The sequence below is a fragment of the Paenibacillus sp. JT31N7 genome (genome assembly GCF_059692095.1).
Genome location: NZ_JCAUAT010000005.1, coordinates 91,514 through 108,465 on the forward strand (window position 1 = coordinate 91,514; position 16,952 = coordinate 108,465).

Genomic DNA, 16,952 nt, shown 5'->3' on the forward strand with positions numbered 1-16,952 from the left:
CCTATTACAGATTGAGGAAGTTTCGAAAGAAACTTTTCATCAAGTCAGCGGGTAAAATATGTAATTAATTCCCTGCAAGTCACAAGAAGGAAAGGAGGGAGCTGTTTGAAAAAAATATTAGCTATTTGCGGAACAGGATTAGTCTTTCTTGTAATTGTTATTTTGGGTGTAATATGCACAAATGAAAAAAAAGTAGAGAAAGAATTAAAAAACTATCTCATCCAAGAAAAGCAATACCGGGAAGACGACATAGCTCAAGTAAGCTCGAAATTTGGAAAGATGCCTCAATATGCGGTATTTGTTATTTTTAAAGATGAGCCTGAAGTTACTTATTCTTATGTCAAAAAAGATAATTGGATTCAATTGGGACCCAGTGACGGAGAAATTCTATCCGGCAAAAAATTTAAACATATAGATGATAGAGCACATTAACCGTAAAAATAGGCCCTGCAAACTTAAGTGAAACGGACTCTTGATAGTAAAGAAAATTTTATAACCGCTAAAAAAGTAAAAAAGCTGCTCCGTTACAATATCGGAAACAGCTTTTTGACTAGGCTTTTTTAGTCATCCAGGATGGTACTTGTCCGTCTTCAACGGATGTTTTTTTGTCAAGCGCAGACGCTGGCCAAGCTGCCGCGGATCGACCGTATTTCTTACGGATTCCGCCGAAAAGCAGTATGATGACGGGGCCGCCGCGGACCATCCTCACAGGGCGCTCCGCCTCTTCTGTGTTCCAAGAACTCGAAGGAAGTCCAACGGACAATCGGAACCCACCGGGCGGCTCCGTTTCACAAATGAATGCCCGCCGAGAACCGGTCCAGATCGTCGTCGGACGGGTCAAACTGCCGCTGAGACTCCTCGTACGAGCCGACGGCCCCCGCGTCCGCTGCGCCGGAATAAGCGTCCGGGACGCTGCCTAGCCCGTCCACGCTGCGCACAGCAGCCAGGGCTCCTTCCGGCGCGTCCTCTTCCGGATCCTGGATCAAGTGAGCGGGAATCCGGATCGTGTCGAGATCGTACGCCGCCGCGTAAGCTTCGGGTTCGCTGTAGCTGACTGCGGCAGGCGGCGCATCGATCAGCTCGCCCGCATGGGCCTGGGCGATCTGCATGGCGGAAGCAAGGTCCTGCCCTTCCACATGGATGTGCAGCGCCGGCTTCCCCTCGGAAGCGCTGACGCCGGGCCGGTAGCCCAGTTCAAACAACGTATCATAAGCAAGCCGCATATCCTGCTCCTGCGGAAATTCAAAAAAAATCGGTGTGTCGCTCATAAGGCATCCTTTCCGGTGCTGTCAAATCCCGCTGTGCGCTCTTCGTACCGAGGGCGCACGTTTGCCGGTCGCCCTTAGTGTTCGCCAAACATTGGCGTTTAATACCAAATGGTCACCAGAAAGGCGGCGGCATACGCGGCGGGCACGGAAAGCACAAGAGCCGCGATCCCCAGCGGCAGCGAGATACTGCCGCCCGCGACAAGCCCGATCAGCGCAAGTCCGGGCACGGCCAGAGCGAACGACGCTTTGCGGAGCGCCTCCTGCTTGCCGATTTCGCTCCACGCGAACATGCGGAAGAAGGGAGCGCCCAGCGTTTCCCGCGCGACCGACTTCATCCAGTAGGCCAGCACGAAAGCGGCGACGGCCCACAGGACGACATGCATCGGACCGGGAAGCCGCCACGCGGCGAACGCGAGCACGGCCGTCAACTGGGCGTACAGCTTCCACTGGCCGGGCCGGCGGAGGACCGACTTGACGAGCGAATCGGCCAGAACCGCCGACGCGCCCGTCCCGCGGACCACCCGCTGCGAGCGGCCCAGCACCAGCGGAGCCCGGCGCTGCCGCGGCTTTTTGCCCTCGACGATGCCGCGGAGCATCAGCGAGGCGAGCTTTAGCCTCGCCTCCCGCTCCCGCTGCACGTCGGGATAGAACGCTCCCGCCGCCCGCAGACGGCGGCGGCAGAGCGGAACCGCGGCCGCAAGCAGGAGCGGCCCGGCGAGATAGCCCGCGGCAGCACCCGCCAGAATCAACTGGACACAGGCCCAGTAGATAAGAAAACCTGCCGCGAACAGCACGATGGAAGCGGCCACGCGCTTCCATCCGGTCCAGGCGAGCGCCGCCAGCTGGCGCAGCAGGCCCAGGTTCACCTTGGCCGCGTAGACGGCCAGGAACAGGGCCGCCAGCTTCAGCGCGCCGCCCGAGCCTTCCGCGCGCAGCAGGGGCAGCAGAGCGCCGGCCAGCAGGGCCGTCGTCAGCGCCTGCAGCCCGAGCGAGTACAGGAGCCCGCGGCGCTTGATCGCGGGCATCCAGCCTTCGCTGCGGACGAGGAAGAGCTGGTCCGCTTCCTCGATGAAGAAGCGGATGGTGCCGGACCAGGCGAACAGATACAGGAAAACGGCGACCAGCGAAGCCGGAATATAGCCGAACCATTCGGGCGGCGTCCGCCACCACGCCGAATAATAAATGAAGGCGAAGATCAGAGCCGGAACGACCAGATAGACGGCCACCGTCCAGTCCACCGCCGTACGCAGAATGCGGTACTGGTAGATCCAGTCATCGAACAGCCTTCGCTTGAATAATTTTGCCGGTGTCATATTCATTTCCTCCCCCGCCTCAAACCAGCGCATGGAAGCAGTCGAAGAGAGTACCGTCCGGCAGTCCCGACTCCTCACGTACTTCGTCAAGCGTCCCCTGCGCCACGATCCGGCCTTCGCTGAGCAGCAGGAACGAGTCGCAAATGCGCTCCGCCGTATCGAGCACGTGAGTGCTCATCAGAATACCCGCTCCCCTCTCCCGTTCCTTCCGCAGCAGCTCAAGGAAGTCCTTCGTCGCCCTCGGGTCCAGTCCGATGAACGGCTCATCGACAATGTACAACGAAGGCCGGTTAAGGAAACCGATGATGAGCATCACTTTCTGCTGCATGCCTTTGGAGAAGGCGACCGGCAGCCGGTGCCGGGCATCCGACAGCCTGAACTGGGCCAGCAGCGCCTCCGCCCGTTCCTCGAAGACCGGGCGCTCCAGCCCGTAGGCTGCCGCCGCAAGCTCCATGTGCTCCCACAGCGTGAGCTCCTCGTACAGGACCGGCTGCTCCGGCACATAAGCCACCGAGGCCCGTCCGTCGGCAAATTCAATGCGCCCCTCGACATCCTTCAGCAGGCCGAGCATGCTCTTGATGGTCGTGCTTTTGCCGGCGCCGTTGGGTCCGATCAGACCGATCAGCTGGCCCTCCAGGATACGGAAGTCGATATCCCTCAAAATCGCTCCGGATTCGCCGTATCCCGCCTTTTTTATATGAACTGAAGCTTTTTCCAAATAAATTCCTCCATTTCCGTGTCCAGCCTGCGTCTATCCCTTTTCAAACGGGGTATGCATATTCTATAGTAGAAGTATAGCAGAAATTTATCCGGCTTCATGTTTTCGATTCTGAGTGTGAGGTGTCCGCGTATGCACAATCACAATTCCTCCGATATCGACAGCAACAAATCCGCCGCCATGTCCGCTTACCTGATTTTTTGTCTGCCGCTGATGGTTGCGAAGCATTCCAGATTTGCGATGTACCATGCGAACCAGGGGCTGCTGCTCCTGCTCTACGCCGTTTCCGCGCATCTGATGCTCGTGCTGCTTCCGGGTGTGGAGAACCTGCTTATGCCCCCCCTGGACATCTCCGTCTTCGCGCTGGCTTTTATCGGGATCCGGAACGCCCATGACGGCAGAATGAGACCGCTGCCACTCATTGGTAAATTTGTTCTTGTCCGGTAAATCCGGACTTACAAAAGGCGATATGCATGCCGGCACGTATAAAAAGGCGGAATCCCTTCAGGGGACCCGCTTTTTTATTTGACCGTCTGTCAGTTCTTTCATTTGTCCGACAATTGCGCCGATTGATTGACATCCCTTATCAGATGCGTGATAATATAGCAAAAAGTTGAGCCGGTATGCGGCTTTTGGAGGGTACCGAAATGAAACACGATCAGCATAAAATTCTCGATTGTACGATACGCGACGGAGGACTCGTCAACAATTGGGATTTTAGCGTGGAATTTGTTCAGGATATGTATCGCGGCTTAAATGCAGCCGGCGTTGAATATATGGAGATCGGTTACAAAAATTCGGCCAAGCTCCTGAAAAGCGACAATGCGGGCCCGTGGCGTTTTCTGAATGAGGATTTCCTGCGTGAGGTTATCCCTACCAAAAACGATACGAAGCTTTCCGCGCTCGTGGATATCGGCCGCGTCGACGAGAACGACATTCTCCCCCGCGAGCAAAGCCAACTGGATCTGATCCGCGTGGCTTCTTACATTAAAGATGTGGACAAGGGTCTGCAGCTCGTACAAAAGTTCCATGACATGGGCTACGAAACGACGCTGAACATCATGGCGCTTTCCCATGTGATGGAAAACGAGCTCAACGAAGCGTTCGAGCTCATTAACAAGAGCCCGGTCGACGTGGTATACGTCGTCGATTCGTACGGCAGCATGAATCATAAGGACATTGATTACATGGTCAATAAATTCCAGCGCCTTCTTCCGGAGAAGAAGCTGGGCCTTCATATGCACAACAATATGCAGCTCGCGTTCTCCAACACCATCGTCGGTGCCGAGAAAGGCGTCGAGTTCCTCGACACCTCCGTCTACGGCATGGGACGCGCGGCAGGCAACTGTACCACCGAGCTGCTCGTCAGCTACCTGAAAAACCCGCGTTACGATGTGCGTCCCGTCCTGGACCTGATCGAGCGCCACATGGTCGCCATGCGCGAGAAAGTGGAATGGGGCTACATCATTCCTTACATGGTCGCCGGAACGCTCAACGAACATCCGCGCGTAGCCATGGCTGTCCGCAACACCGCGGACAAGGACAAGTACGTCGATTTCTACGACAAGCTGACGACGCCGGAAACTATCGCCAATAATTAATAGCATTAACGAGATCCTTTCCTCCGGGAAGGGATCTTTTTGATTTTTCCGGCTTCGTAAATTTGAAATCCGTCCATTAACTTTCGTTAATATCCTTAAAAATTTTGGTTTGGTATAGTGTTCCATGGAAAAGAAACGCCACCTTATTAACCAATGGAGTGAGACCATGTCTGCCAAAACCAAACACGATGCTTTTGAGGAGTTTTATACGAAGGCATCCAACACCGGACCGGCTGCCGGCACGTTTTTCAACAATAAAGCTTATCTTTTTTACACGAACGGGAATCTGTTGGATCTCATCTGTATGGAAACTTACCTGGGCGACGATAAACAGGAAAAGGTCAGGATCGTGAAGAACCCGAACAAAAAGAAAGGGCCGCTCGGGATCGAGTATTTGACCAAAGTGGCCTATGGGGGCGACGGGGTCAGCGGAGGCCGGATACCCGCTCTGGCAGCATGCGCGCATGAAGGCGTCCTGTACTTGTTTTACGCGGATCAGAGGGGGGCGCTCTACCAAATGACCTCCCAAGACGGGATCGAGTGGTCATCGGCTCTTCCCTTAAGCGAGCGCATGCGCCTTCGGACGGACAGCCGGTTCGCAGCCGTGTCGGCCGGAACCCGCTTGTATCTCATCGGCTCCGGTGCGGACAGCAAGCTGGCACTGAACTGGACGGATGACGGGGGGCAGACGTGGGAGCGGACGGACGCCCGTGAACAGCGCCCGGCGAAAGACGGCAAGGCGGAGGAAATCAGGATCGCGGACGTCACTCATACGGCGGCTTGCAGCTACCGGGACCCCGGCGGCGAAGTGCGGATCATGGTCGGCTACATTCAAAGAAGCCCGGATACGAAGTCGGTCATTTCCCGCAAAAAAGAAGCTTTAAAAACGTGGCTCCTGCACCACGAGGAGAATGCACCGCCCCGGAAAGTAAATGAACCGCGCGCCCTAGCGGAAGGTGAAAACGTCAGCCACTTCGCGATCGTTCCGGGATCTATCGAGAACGGCTGTACAGGCAGCGTTCTTCAGCTGTTCGTCAGCGGCAAAACCGCATACGACGTCAAAGCGAGAAGATTTGAATACTCCATCCCTACGGGAGTCTGGTCGCCCCCCATTATTCGCGACTGGGGGCACATGTCGACGCCTAACGGGCACCATGTCGACGCCTTCCAGTTTTTCAAACCTACGGACGAGGGACATATCCGGTCGGAAATCTGGTTTACGCAGACGTTCGACGGCTCCGGTATGAACAAGCATCTCGGAATAGGCCGGTATCGTTCCGACCGGCTTACCTTGATGGACACGTTTACGAACTGGGCCAACGATGACCATCTTACGTTTCTGGGCGTTGTCGAAAGCCCCCCTCCCCACGTGCTGAACGGTTCCGAGCTTAAAGATTCCATCTGTTCCTTCCGGTTCAAGTGGTCGAAAGAGGAGCAGGCGGCGGTATCCGCGAAGTACAAATTCGTCGCTTCTCTCAATTTTAGCGGGAAATTTCCGGTCGTAGGAATCGGCGGCGAGCTGAAGATCGCTTATGAACGCGCGCGGTCCGTCACTTCCGAAATTAAGAGCATCAAGGAATTTTCGATTGAGCTGTATCCGTCTTCCACCAAAAAAACGGCTACGCATTTGTATATCCGGCCCAACATAACCAGACATACCTACAAACTGGCGGATTGGCAAAAGAATGACCTATCCGTGCAGCTCAGTCTTTTCTCCGTATCGGATCTAAGCATTGAAGCCCGCAAAGGCAAATTTTTGAACACGTTCCCGAGGCAGCCCGATCCGAACCACATCGAAAATTATGTGCAGCGGTTTACGGAATTGCCCGATTATGCGGATAAACAGCTATCGTTCAGTATGCCGGTCAACTGGTCGGAGTCCATGAAAATCGAAGAAAACTTTATTAAAGTGAGCAAAACCATCACCTCCGTTTCCAACAGCGTATCCGTTGAATGCAAGCCTGCGGGCAAGGCTCCCGGCGATGTATTTTCGATCGGTGTAGGGTCCAGCTTCATGTACACGTATGAAGTGAACGTATCCACCCAATTTTCATCGCAAATGGGCTGTACGGTCCGTTACCCGAATCCGCGTACGGATGAACCGGACGATATCAGCGAAGTGAAGCTGCTCATGTATGTTTTTTACCCTGACCAAAATAAAACAGACCACTGCTACTGGATTCCGGAGGAAACGAAAAGCCAGTTTCCCTGGTGTGTGGCGTGGTCCGTGGATGAGCTGGTTAAGCAGGGCAGCGGCCAATAAGGCAGCCGGACAGAACGGTGGGAGTACCCGTCAAGCCTGACCGCATGGTTTTGGCCGGCAGCGACCTAATCAGCTGTTTACGGCTTCAGAAAGGCTCGTCTTCTGATTTATGTTTTTGCTCATCTGATTCCCGGTGTGTACATCAAGGATTTTTTATCCGCCCTTACCCTGTCTGTCGCTTTGCATGTGATCGAGTGGATACTTGCAGGCATAATGATCCTCTATAAAAAGAACAACAAAAAGAATTTAAACCTGTAAAAGGATCAAGCTCCGTTCGTGAGGAGCTTGATCCTTTTTCATGGCGTGCATGAACAATCCCCCGCTCAGCGCATCAAAATCCGCTTGGATGCACGTCACTCCGCCACCTGCAAAATTTGTCGAAATAAAAAGAATCCGAAATAAAATCTCGCCCGTTTATGGGCAGGTTATCACACCTTTTTCGCCTTATATCTCGGTTTTTCTCCCCTTGTTGAGTCCTTACGCACAGTTGACAAACCACAATATATTGAGGTAAATTCATATCTATCACCTACATATTCACTATATATAGACTATATATAGATTGGACAGGTTTCCCGCCTATCGGGCGGGAATCAAAAGGGAAGTCCGGTGCGAATCCGGCGCGGTCCCGCCACTGTCAACGGGGAGCGCCCCACCCATACCGCCACTGACGGATGCCGTCGGGAAGGCCGCGGAGGGGCGCAATGAACCTGGAGCCAGGAGACCTGCCTGTCTGAAAGACACCGCTGAACCTACGGGAGATAGGGAGGTGTCCGGACGTTTTTCACATGCAGCCGCATAGCCCGGCTGTCCCCCTCTTCCGCCTTCGGGCGGGGAGACGGGCAGCCGGCTTGTACGCGCGGCTTCAGCCAGCCTTTTTGCAGAGCCGTCATCGGCGCGCGAAAGGGCTGGAAGCTGACTGTGAATTTAGAGCCGCTCTTTGTCACCAAGGGGCGGCTTTCATCCGGGCGCGCCGACTACTTCCCGTGGTCGGCGCGCCCCGTATTTTTGATAGAGTGGAAAGGAAGATGCTTCCATGCTGGTAGTTTACGATTCCCGTACGGGAAATGTTCAACGATTCATTAACAAGCTGAATGTGAAGGCCGTACAGATCGAAGAGGATTTGACGATCCAGGAGCCGTTCGTCCTTGTTACCTATACGACCGGATTCGGTCAAATTCCCGGCAAAGTGCTGGACTTTCTGAAACATCACTCTTCCCTTCTGCGCGGTGTAGCCGCAAGCGGCAACCAGAACTGGGGACAATCTTTTGCCCTGAGCGCCGACCGCATTTCATCGGCATACGGTGTTCCGGTGCTTGCTAAATTCGAACTTTCCGGCACGTCTAGCGACGTGGAACGATTCCATAAAGGGGTGCGCCATCTTGAAGCATATTGAACTGAACAACGAACTCATGATACCGGGGGAAGACGGATTTTACCGGCTGGAGAAAGACCGCGAAGCGCTGGACGCCTTCCTTGAAGAAGTGCAGGGACAGACCGTTCCTTTCGGCAGCATCAAAGAACGTTACGATTATCTGATCGGCGAAGATTTCTACGAAAACGTGTACGAACATTACACGCTGGAGCAGATCGAAGCCATCCACGAAACCATCCGCGAAAGCGGCTTTAAGTTCCAGTCCTACATGGCCGCTTCGAAATTTTATAAAGATTACGCCCTGCGTACCAACGATAAAAAGCAAGTCCTCGAATCCTACGAGGACCGTGCCGCCATCGTCGCCCTTCACCTCGGTGAAGGTGACATCGGCAAAGCCCAGCGGATCGCCAAGGCGATCATCGAGCAGCGCGTCCAGCCGGCGACGCCGACGTTCCTGAACGCCGGACGCAGCCGCCGGGGCGAAATGGTCTCCTGCTTCCTGCTGGAGATGGACGACTCCCTGAACTCCATCCAGTACGTCATCGGTACCTGCATGCAGCTGTCCAAAATCGGCGGCGGCGTAGCCGTCAACATGTCCAAGCTGCGCGGACGCGGCGAGCCGATCAAAGGCGTCGAAGGCGCCGCGAAGGGCATCATGCCCGTCATGAAGCTCCTTGAGGATGCTTTCTCCTATGCGGATCAGATGGGTCAACGCCGGGGCTCCGGAGCTGTCTACTACTCCGTATTCGGCTGGGACATCATCGAATTCCTCGACTGCAAAAAAATCAACGCGGACGAGAAATCCCGCATCCAGACGCTTTCCATCGGCCTGATCGTGCCGCAGAAGTTTTACGAGCTGGCCGAACAGAACAAGCCGCTGCATGTGTTCGCTCCGTTCTCCGTCTACAAGGAGTACGGCCGTCACCTCGACGATATGAATATCGACGACATGTACGAAGAGCTGCTCGCCAACCCGAACGTGAAGAAGAAAGTCGTGATGAGCGCCCGCGACATGCTGACCAAGATAGCTGTTATCCAGCTGGAATCCGGCTATCCATACATCATGAACCGTTCCAACGCGAACCGCGGTCATGCCCTGAAAGACATCGGCAAAGTGAAAATGTCCAACCTGTGCACGGAAATTTTCCAGCTTCAGGAAACGACGGAAATCGGCGATTACGGCCAAGGCGATATTATCCGCCGGGACATTTCCTGCAACCTCGCTTCGCTTAACATCGTGAACGTGATGGAAACGAAAAGCATCCGCGATTCCGTCCACAGCGGCATCGAAGCGCTGACTTCCGTCAGCGACAACACGACGGTCGCGAACGCGCCTGGCGTTGTGAAGGCGAACAAGGAGCTTCATTCCGTCGGTCTCGGCGCGATGAACCTGCACGGCTATCTCTCGAAAAACCGGATCGCTTACGAAAGCCCGGAAGCGAAAGAGTTCGCGCGCGCCTTCTTCATGGCCATCAACTTCTACTCGCTGGAAAAGAGCATGGAAATCGCACGCGACCGCGGTATCACTTTCGCCGATTTCGAACGCTCCGAATACGCGAAAGGCACCTATTTCGCCAAGTACGAAGAGAAAGATTACCGTCCGGAATCCGATAAAGTCAACGCACTTTTCGAAGGCATGGATCTCCCATCGCCGGAAGACTGGAAAGCCCTGAAAGCACAAGTCATGAAGCACGGCCTGTACCATGCTTACCGTTTGGCCATCGCGCCGACGCAGAGCATCTCGTACGTTCAAAATGCGACTTCCAGCGTCATGCCGATCGTCGATCAGATCGAAACGCGTACGTATGCGAACTCGACCACTTACTATCCGATGCCTTATCTGTCCAAGGAGAACATGTTCTTCTACAAGTCGGCTTACCGGATGGACCCGTTCAAGATCATTGATCTTATCGCGGAAATCCAGGAACATGTGGATCAGGGAATTTCAACGGTGCTGCACGTAAACAGCGACATCTCGACCCGCGAGCTGGCCCGCAACTACCTGTACGCCGCTAAAAAAGGACTGAAATCGCTCTACTACACCCGCACGAAGCGGTTGACCATGGAAGAATGCCTGAGCTGCTCCGTTTAAGAGAGTGCCGGGTTACCAATAGATTATTTTAAAAGAAGCCGGCTTCGCGAAAGGAACGTAAAAAACGCTCCGTGCAGGCCGCAAACATACGTATGGCGCTATCCCCTATAAGCAGCTTTATGCAGGGCCGGAACTTGTAAGCCCCGTATAAAGCTGCCTATGGTTATGCACGGCAGCGACTGATGCCGGATTTGCAGCGCGCCCCATCCAAAGGAGAGAAAACGATGAAAGCCGTCAATTGGAATAAACCCGACGACGATTACACCTGGTCGTTTTGGCAGCAGAACGTGATGCAGTTCTGGACCGAAGAAGAAATTCCCCTTTCCGACGATAAAATGGTCTGGATCGAGATGAGTCCGGACGAGCAGGACGTCTACAAGAAGGTTCTGGGCGGCCTGACGCTGCTGGACACCCTTCAAGGCGGAGTCGGCATGCCGAGACTCGTCGAGCACATGGACGGCCTCCAGCGCAAAGCGGTGCTGTCGTTCATGGGCATGATGGAACAGATTCATGCGAAGTCCTACAGCAGCATTTTCACGACGCTGGCGAGCAACGAGGAGATCGACGGTATTTTCCGCTGGGTTGAAGAGAACGGACGTCTGCAGCAGAAAGCGGATCTCATTAACCGCTACTATAACAGCATCCAATCCGACAAAGACCTGTATCTGGCGATGACGGCTTCCGTTTATCTCGAAAGCTACCTGTTCTACAGCGGCTTCTTCTACCCGCTCTACCTGGCCGGACAAGGCAAAATGACGAACAGCGGCGAGATCATCGACCTCATTCTGCGCGACGAAAGCATCCACGGTCTGTACGTCGGTACGCTTGCGCAGGAGCTGTTCGCGACTCTGAGTGAAGCCGAACAACAGCAAGCCGCCGAAGAACAGATCAAGCTGCTTCTGGAGCTGTACGAGATCGAGAAGCTCTACACCGAAGAGCTGTACACTCCGCTCGGCCTGCAGGACGATGTGCTGCGTTACGTGCGTTACAACGCCAACAAAGCGCTGATGAACCTCGGACGCGATCCTTATTTCCCGGAAGAGCCGGTTCATCCGGTCGTTCTGAACGGAATCCGGACGCAGACGAAGCAGCATGACTTTTTCTCGAAAAAAGGCAACGGCTACGTCCGCGCCCTCCGCGTCGAGCCGCTTAGCGACGACGATTTCAGCTTCGAAGGGCTGTAAGCCGCTCCGGCGGCGCCCGCTTTCTTCGCGGCCCGGCGGGACGGACCCGCAAGCGGCCGGATACTCGAAAAAGACGAACAAAATTGGAGATAATTTTGTTCGTCTTTTTCGTGTTCGGCTGCGGAGCTGCCGGATGCGGGCGCCCGCCGTTCCCGGCGTGCGGGTGCGATGCTCCGGCAGATCGCTTCGGCCATCCGTCTGCTTATGCTCCGGCAGGAACGCTTTCGCTCTAGGCATACGGCTCATCATCGCCTGCGATGCATCATGATGCCTCCGATAATGACACTCGGGTTTCGGCGATTAGCCTTTCAAATAAATAGAAGGGACCGATCCTAAGGACCAGTCCCTTCTATTTATTCCATTCATACTAAAGTTCATATACATTCAACTGCATAAAGTCTCGGTATCCATTCAGCGGCATAACCTTTCGCTAATAGGCGCCTTTTACGAAATAAATCCTCTATCCATCGCTTCGGCCTTGCGCACCAAGGCGAAATATTTCAGCTTGGCTCCCTCCAGCGTGGTTTGAGCCTGTTGAAGCTTAAACGAAAATTTATCATAATCATGCTTGGAGACAAATCCGTTCTCGTAACGGATTTTCATTTTAGCGACATCGGCCTGCACGTCTTTCAGGTTGCGCTGCTCGTTCAGCACGGTCTGATACGCGTTCTCGGCATCGCTGTAAGTGGCATAGATTTTTTTAACCAGCTCGGCTTTCGTCTGTTCCTGCTTTTGATAAGCAATCCCCGTGTTGACGTTTTGGTACTGGCCGCCGTACGTATTTTTGGTCACGGTGTTCTGCTGCTGCCAGATGGCTTCGTCGATGCCGTTGTGATCCATTTTCAGCTTAAAAGAATTGGCGAGCAGCGTCTCCGTGTCTTTCTTCACAACCGGCTGTACGTTTCCGGATACGGCGGCCGGCTCTTCTAGCAGCAGATCCGGGGTGTATTCCACGCCGATATCGAAGCAAAGCTGCACGAGACCCAAACGATAGTTGTTCTCCAGCGTCTGAATATCGTCGCCGATTTTGTTCACCGCTTTGCGGGCGGTTTCCACGTCTTCGGGAGAAGCGAGACCCGCGTCGCTCAGCACCTGGGCGCGTTTCATCTCTTTCTCCGCCACGCCTTTGTACTCGTGCATGAGGACGATTTGCTTCTTGGAGCCGAGAAGCTGCACATACTGCGCCGTCACCTGAAGCTTGATGCCCTCATTCGCTTCATCGGTCTGGAGCAGGTTGTTCCACATGTCCGTGTCGAGCTGATGCGAGGTTGTTTTCATCTGTTCGCGCTGAGCCTGCAAAATCTGGTTAATGCCATTAACCATCTGACCCTGGCCTTCGATGACTTTGTTCAACACCGTGTTGGTTTCGACAACCGGGCCGATCCAGAAGAAGCTGTCCGGAGTCGCTTTAGTCGGGTCGATCTGGTATTTCTTCATCGCCTCGGGCGTCATGTAGTCCTGCGGGGAAGCCGGAAGCTTATAACCTTCAAAGCTGCCGCCGTACAGGTTGTCACTCTGATCCTTGAGGTCGCTGCTTTTGCTTCCTAATGCGGCCGTTTTCAGATAGAGCAATTTCATGTTGTAGGAGTTGTTCAGGGTCCGTTCCAGCACGTTATCGAGGGTCAGCTTGCTGATTTTCTCCAGTGCGGGCAGGCGTACCTCGTCCTTATCGAGAGGCTTATCGGTTGTCGCGTGAAGTTGGACAAGGTTGCCGTCTTTGATTTCGTAGTAGGGCGAATGGGTATCCGCCGCCCATGCGGCCGGCATCATGCCGAACACAAAAGCGGACGCGGTCAGCGTAGCTATGATTTTTTTCATCGAAAATCCCTTCTTTTCCAAGGTATGATAAGAACTAAACGCAGGCTGAGGGACATGGGAACAAAAAGCGCTGATAACTGAAACTTATGTAAACGGCGCGCCTGCCTATATAAGCACAGCTTTCGCGCGCCGGTGATACACCTTATGTCGTAAGAGAGCTTCCTTCCGGCTGGACATCCGGCAGCCCGGCCGAAGCCGGCTCATCCGACTGCTTGCGGAACATGGCGAACCGAGTGAGCAGGAAGGCCGCAAAGTAAGTGATACATCCTGTCAGAACGAGCGCAATGCAGTCCTTGACGATCACGTCGTAACCGTTGCCTTTGACGAACACATGACGGACACCCTCCAGGAAATAGGTGAGCGGAAGCATATGGCCGAGGATACTCAGCGCCTTCGGCATCGCTTCAAACGGCCATGTATACCCGGACAGCATGAACGACGGAACCGCGATCAGCATCGCAATCTGGGTGGAGCCGAGCTGTGCGCTCGAGAACAGGGAGATGAAATACCCGATGCCGAGCACCGCAAAGTTGAAGCAGGCCGAGAGCAGCATAGCCATCAGAATCTGTCCGCGCATCGGAAGATCGAAGCCGAACAGCATGATCGTGAACACCACGACTGCATTCAGCATGCCGATGATAAAATAAGGGACCGATTTCGCGTAAGCGAGGCGCCACGGCATCTTTTTCCACTCGGCAAAGCGGCTCCAGAGTCCTCTTTCCTTATCGCGGGTAATGGTCAGGGCGATGCCGAGCAGAAGAACCTGCTGCAAAATCGCGCCCGCCAGGCCGAAAATCATAAAATCGCTGTAGTTGAACGTCGGGTTGTAAAGCACCCGGTAGCGGAACGGGACCGCGGAGAACGTCGAGCTGACCTGTTCATCCTGGAGGCCCTGCTGCTGAAGCTTCTTGCCGCTGACGCCGTAGCTGTACGTAGTCACGATCTCATTGGCCGCGCGAGTCGCGGAGTTGGAGATCATCATGTTCGCGCCGTCGATGAGCGTCATGACCGGCTGCACATCGCCGTGTTTGATGCGGGCTTCGAATTCTTTCGGAATAATGACCCCGACCTTCGCTTCTCCGCGGGAGATGGCTTCCGTCACTTCCGCCTCCGATTGGTAGGCGTTCACGACCTGGAACGTTTCGCTCTGGTCGAACGCCTGCACAATCTGACGGCTCAGTTGACTGTTGTCCTCGTCGAAGACGACGGTCTGCATTTCGGTTACTTTATGCTGGATATAAATCGATCCGAATAAGGTTGTGTATAGAATCGGCACGAGGAACAGAATCGCCATCAAGCGGCGGTCTTTGAAAATTTGCCGCCATTCCTCGGCGATCACGCTTCCGACTTTAAGGGGCAACGGTATCACCCGCTTTTCCTTCCCATTGTACGGTCATTCCCGTCAGAACCGATTCCGGCAGCTGAGACAGCTCGACTTTCACGCCGAACGAGCGGATATCGGTATCCGACGCGTTCTGCGTCGCTTTCTTCACGGCGAAGTCCGCGGCCGGAGCGACCGTGCTGACTTTACCGGTCACGGCGGCGCCGTTAGCCGTCACTTTTACGGTCACGGTGTCGCCCGCTTTCAGGCCGGCCGCGTCCGTTTCTTTCAGATAGAAACGGGCCCATTTCGTGTCCGTGGAAGTTTCCATCGTGAACACCGGGAAGCCGGAGCCTACCATTTCGCCCAGTTGAGCGGATTGGGAAATGATGATGCCGTCGGAAGGAGCAAGCAGCTGGGTGTAGCTTAGGTAGGTCTCGGCTTCGCTTTGGGCCGCCTGGGCCTGCTGCTGTCCGGACTGGGCGGATTTGACGGCGCCCTGCGCCTGCTGGATCGACGCCTGAGCGGCATTCACGTCGCCTTGACGGATTTTCACCTGATCCTTGTTCGCTTTAGCCAGCTCGACGGCCGCTTTGGCCTGTTCCAGCTGCGCTTCCGCGGCCTGGATTTCCTCCGCGCGCGGTCCCTGCTGGGCAAGCGCGTACTGCTGCTGCGCCACTTCGTATTTGGCTTTGGCCTCTTCGTAGCTGACTTTCGCTTTATCCACGTCCGTCTGGGCGACGAGACCCTCTTCTTTCATTTTTTTCACCCGGTTGTAGCTTTCTTCCGCTGTCTGGAAAACTTCTTTGGTCGCATTCAGCTGAATTTCCGCCTGCTTTTTCTCTTCCGGTCTCGCCCCGTTCTTGAGGGCGTCCACCTTCGTCTGCGCGGCTTTCACGACCGCTTCGGCCTGTTTCACTTGTTTCTCGGCCGTTTCCGCGGTCAGCGTCACCGCTTCCTGACCCTGATGTTTTTTCGCCTGCGCTGTCGCTTCGGCGCCCTTCGCTTCGGCGATTTTCCCTTGGGAAAGCGCTACGGCCGCTTTGGCCTGGGCTACTTTCGCCTCGATTTCCTGACTTTGAATCCGGGCCAGCACCTGGCCTTTCTTCACGGTGTCCCCTTCTTTGACCAGAATTTCGGTCACGCGGCCACCGGCTTTAAAGCTCGCGGCCACCTGATTCGCTTCGATATAAGCGGTCGGCAGGTTCGCCGGACGGTTCTGGGTGCTGCTCAGGGCTTCTTTGGAAGACAGCAGGAAAGTTCCCCCGCCGATCAATCCGGCCATCACTACGTATACAACAGGTCTAACAAACTTCATCTAACATTTCCCTCCCAGGATGCTTTCTCTAGTTCATGATTTAGGGTGTAAACGGACAAACCGCCCTTAGAGGGCGATTCCGTCCATCATATAAAGCTGGATTAAATCCGAAATCTGCTCGTTGGTAAGAGGCGGATGCTTTCTTTCCCAATCGACGAGCAGGACCAGGTACATACGCACCAGCACGAACGCGGTAATCTCGGGGTCGCACGGCTTGATGCTTCCGTTCGCGACAGCGATCTCCAGATGCTGCTTGATGTAGCCCGTGACGCCTTCCTCAATCTCGCGCAGAGCGTGCTGAGCCGCCGGAGTACCGAACTGGGCCACCTCCTGCGACAATTTCAGCAGCAGTTCGTGCTCCTTGCGGTAAACAAGAATGCTGTATGTAGCGGAATGCAGCTTCTCCATGATCGTACCGCCCTTGGAAATGCTGGCATCGGCCAGTTTTCTCATCTCGGCGATCAGGGATTTGACGATCTCGTTTAGCAAATCTTCTTTTGTCTCAAAATACAGGTACAGCGTTCCCTTCCCGACGCTGGCGATTTTGGCGATCTGATCGACCGTCGTTCCTTTGTATCCGAACAAAGCAAACGATTTTTTCGCCGCATCGAGAATGTTTTCGCGCCGCTGATCCATTCGGCACCTCCGTTATGACCAAAATCCTATTTTAGTTCTGTAGTC

Annotated in this window: 15 protein-coding genes and 1 riboswitch; of the genes, 7 read left to right on the forward strand and 8 right to left on the reverse strand. The window is 54.6% G+C overall.

All coding sequences use genetic code 11. The annotated features are described in order from the left end of the window. The first annotated feature begins 105 nt into the window (after positions 1-105). Positions 106-432: a DUF3139 domain-containing protein gene (locus AC58P5_RS20860; RefSeq protein ID WP_497389960.1), complete on the forward strand. Its 327-nt coding sequence runs from the start codon at positions 106-108 to the stop codon at positions 430-432. Between the two features lie 356 nt (positions 433-788). Here the strand turns inward: AC58P5_RS20860 and AC58P5_RS20865 are convergent, their stop codons facing one another. From AC58P5_RS20865 to AC58P5_RS20875, 3 genes are all read right to left on the reverse strand, one after another. Next, a complete protein-coding gene (locus AC58P5_RS20865; RefSeq protein WP_497389962.1) occupies positions 789-1,268 on the reverse strand; it encodes a hypothetical protein in 480 nt (159 codons plus the stop codon). Between the two features lie 98 nt (positions 1,269-1,366). Then, complete coding sequence (locus AC58P5_RS20870) at positions 1,367-2,581, reverse strand: ABC transporter permease (RefSeq protein WP_497389964.1); 1,215 nt, start codon at positions 2,579-2,581, stop codon at positions 1,367-1,369. A 19-nt stretch (positions 2,582-2,600) separates the two neighbouring features. Next, positions 2,601-3,299: an ABC transporter ATP-binding protein gene (locus AC58P5_RS20875; protein ID WP_497389966.1), complete on the reverse strand. Its 699-nt coding sequence runs from the start codon at positions 3,297-3,299 to the stop codon at positions 2,601-2,603. 132 nt (positions 3,300-3,431) lie between these two features. On the opposite strand from AC58P5_RS20875, the gene AC58P5_RS20880 reads away from it, so the two are divergent. From AC58P5_RS20880 to AC58P5_RS20890, 3 genes are all read left to right on the forward strand, one after another. Next, positions 3,432-3,746: a hypothetical protein gene (locus AC58P5_RS20880; RefSeq protein ID WP_497389968.1), complete on the forward strand. Its 315-nt coding sequence runs from the start codon at positions 3,432-3,434 to the stop codon at positions 3,744-3,746. Between the two features lie 200 nt (positions 3,747-3,946). Continuing rightward, positions 3,947-4,900 carry an aldolase catalytic domain-containing protein gene (locus tag AC58P5_RS20885; RefSeq protein ID WP_497389969.1) on the forward strand — a complete coding sequence of 318 codons (954 nt, stop codon included), beginning with the start codon at positions 3,947-3,949 and terminating at the stop codon, positions 4,898-4,900. 166 nt (positions 4,901-5,066) lie between these two features. Beyond that, the gene (locus tag AC58P5_RS20890) at positions 5,067-7,163 is read left to right on the forward strand and encodes a hypothetical protein (RefSeq protein ID WP_497389970.1); all 2,097 of its coding nucleotides are present in this window, start codon (positions 5,067-5,069) and stop codon (positions 7,161-7,163) included. Between the two features lie 551 nt (positions 7,164-7,714). Next, positions 7,715-7,910, forward strand: a riboswitch (cobalamin riboswitch). Between the two features lie 5 nt (positions 7,911-7,915). On the opposite strand, the gene AC58P5_RS20895 is transcribed toward AC58P5_RS20890, so the two are convergent. After that, the gene (locus AC58P5_RS20895) at positions 7,916-8,113 is read right to left on the reverse strand and encodes a hypothetical protein (protein ID WP_497389971.1); all 198 of its coding nucleotides are present in this window, start codon (positions 8,111-8,113) and stop codon (positions 7,916-7,918) included. Positions 8,114-8,199: 86 nt separating this feature from the next. Between AC58P5_RS20895 and nrdI the strand changes: the two genes are divergently transcribed. The 3 genes from nrdI (at position 8,200) to nrdF (ending at position 11,814) form a co-directional block, all read left to right on the forward strand. Next, positions 8,200-8,559, forward strand: coding sequence for a class Ib ribonucleoside-diphosphate reductase assembly flavoprotein NrdI (gene nrdI / locus AC58P5_RS20900; protein WP_497389972.1), 360 nt, complete (start codon positions 8,200-8,202; stop codon positions 8,557-8,559). After that, entirely contained in the window at positions 8,546-10,630 is a 2,085-nt protein-coding gene (gene nrdE, locus AC58P5_RS20905) for a class 1b ribonucleoside-diphosphate reductase subunit alpha (RefSeq protein WP_497389974.1), read from the forward strand. Before nrdI ends, nrdE begins: the two co-directional genes overlap by 14 nt. A 224-nt stretch (positions 10,631-10,854) precedes the next feature. Then, positions 10,855-11,814 carry a class 1b ribonucleoside-diphosphate reductase subunit beta gene (gene nrdF / locus AC58P5_RS20910; RefSeq protein ID WP_497389976.1) on the forward strand — a complete coding sequence of 320 codons (960 nt, stop codon included), beginning with the start codon at positions 10,855-10,857 and terminating at the stop codon, positions 11,812-11,814. 444 nt (positions 11,815-12,258) lie between these two features. Here nrdF and AC58P5_RS20915 read toward each other — a convergent pair whose 3' ends face one another. The 4 genes from AC58P5_RS20915 to AC58P5_RS20930 form a co-directional block, all read right to left on the reverse strand. After that, a complete protein-coding gene (locus tag AC58P5_RS20915; RefSeq protein ID WP_497389978.1) occupies positions 12,259-13,632 on the reverse strand; it encodes a TolC family protein in 1,374 nt (457 codons plus the stop codon). 142 nt (positions 13,633-13,774) lie between these two features. Continuing rightward, complete coding sequence (locus tag AC58P5_RS20920) at positions 13,775-15,001, reverse strand: ABC transporter permease (protein WP_497389980.1); 1,227 nt, start codon at positions 14,999-15,001, stop codon at positions 13,775-13,777. After that, positions 14,982-16,271, reverse strand: a complete 1,290-nt coding sequence (locus AC58P5_RS20925) for an HlyD family secretion protein (protein ID WP_497389982.1) — start codon at positions 16,269-16,271, stop codon at positions 14,982-14,984. The genes AC58P5_RS20920 and AC58P5_RS20925 overlap by 20 nt, the downstream gene beginning before the upstream one ends. A 66-nt stretch (positions 16,272-16,337) precedes the next feature. After that, a complete protein-coding gene (locus tag AC58P5_RS20930; protein WP_497389984.1) occupies positions 16,338-16,907 on the reverse strand; it encodes a TetR/AcrR family transcriptional regulator in 570 nt (189 codons plus the stop codon). Positions 16,908-16,952 lie beyond the last annotated feature (45 nt).

What these genes read in the sequence shown, in the direction of transcription:
- AC58P5_RS20925 (WP_497389982.1), bottom strand. Translation starts at nt 16,271, where the DNA reads ATGAAGTTTGTTAGACCTGTTGTATACGTAGTGATGGCCGGATTGATC.
- AC58P5_RS20885 (WP_497389969.1), top strand. Translation starts at nt 3,947, where the DNA reads ATGAAACACGATCAGCATAAAATTCTCGATTGTACGATACGCGACGGA.
- AC58P5_RS20930 (WP_497389984.1), bottom strand. Translation starts at nt 16,907, where the DNA reads ATGGATCAGCGGCGCGAAAACATTCTCGATGCGGCGAAAAAATCGTTT.
- AC58P5_RS20915 (WP_497389978.1), bottom strand. Translation starts at nt 13,632, where the DNA reads ATGAAAAAAATCATAGCTACGCTGACCGCGTCCGCTTTTGTGTTCGGC.
- nrdI (WP_497389972.1), top strand. Translation starts at nt 8,200, where the DNA reads ATGCTGGTAGTTTACGATTCCCGTACGGGAAATGTTCAACGATTCATT.
- AC58P5_RS20870 (WP_497389964.1), bottom strand. Translation starts at nt 2,581, where the DNA reads ATGACACCGGCAAAATTATTCAAGCGAAGGCTGTTCGATGACTGGATC.
- AC58P5_RS20880 (WP_497389968.1), top strand. Translation starts at nt 3,432, where the DNA reads ATGCACAATCACAATTCCTCCGATATCGACAGCAACAAATCCGCCGCC.
- nrdF (WP_497389976.1), top strand. Translation starts at nt 10,855, where the DNA reads ATGAAAGCCGTCAATTGGAATAAACCCGACGACGATTACACCTGGTCG.
- AC58P5_RS20865 (WP_497389962.1), bottom strand. Translation starts at nt 1,268, where the DNA reads ATGAGCGACACACCGATTTTTTTTGAATTTCCGCAGGAGCAGGATATG.
- AC58P5_RS20890 (WP_497389970.1), top strand. Translation starts at nt 5,067, where the DNA reads ATGTCTGCCAAAACCAAACACGATGCTTTTGAGGAGTTTTATACGAAG.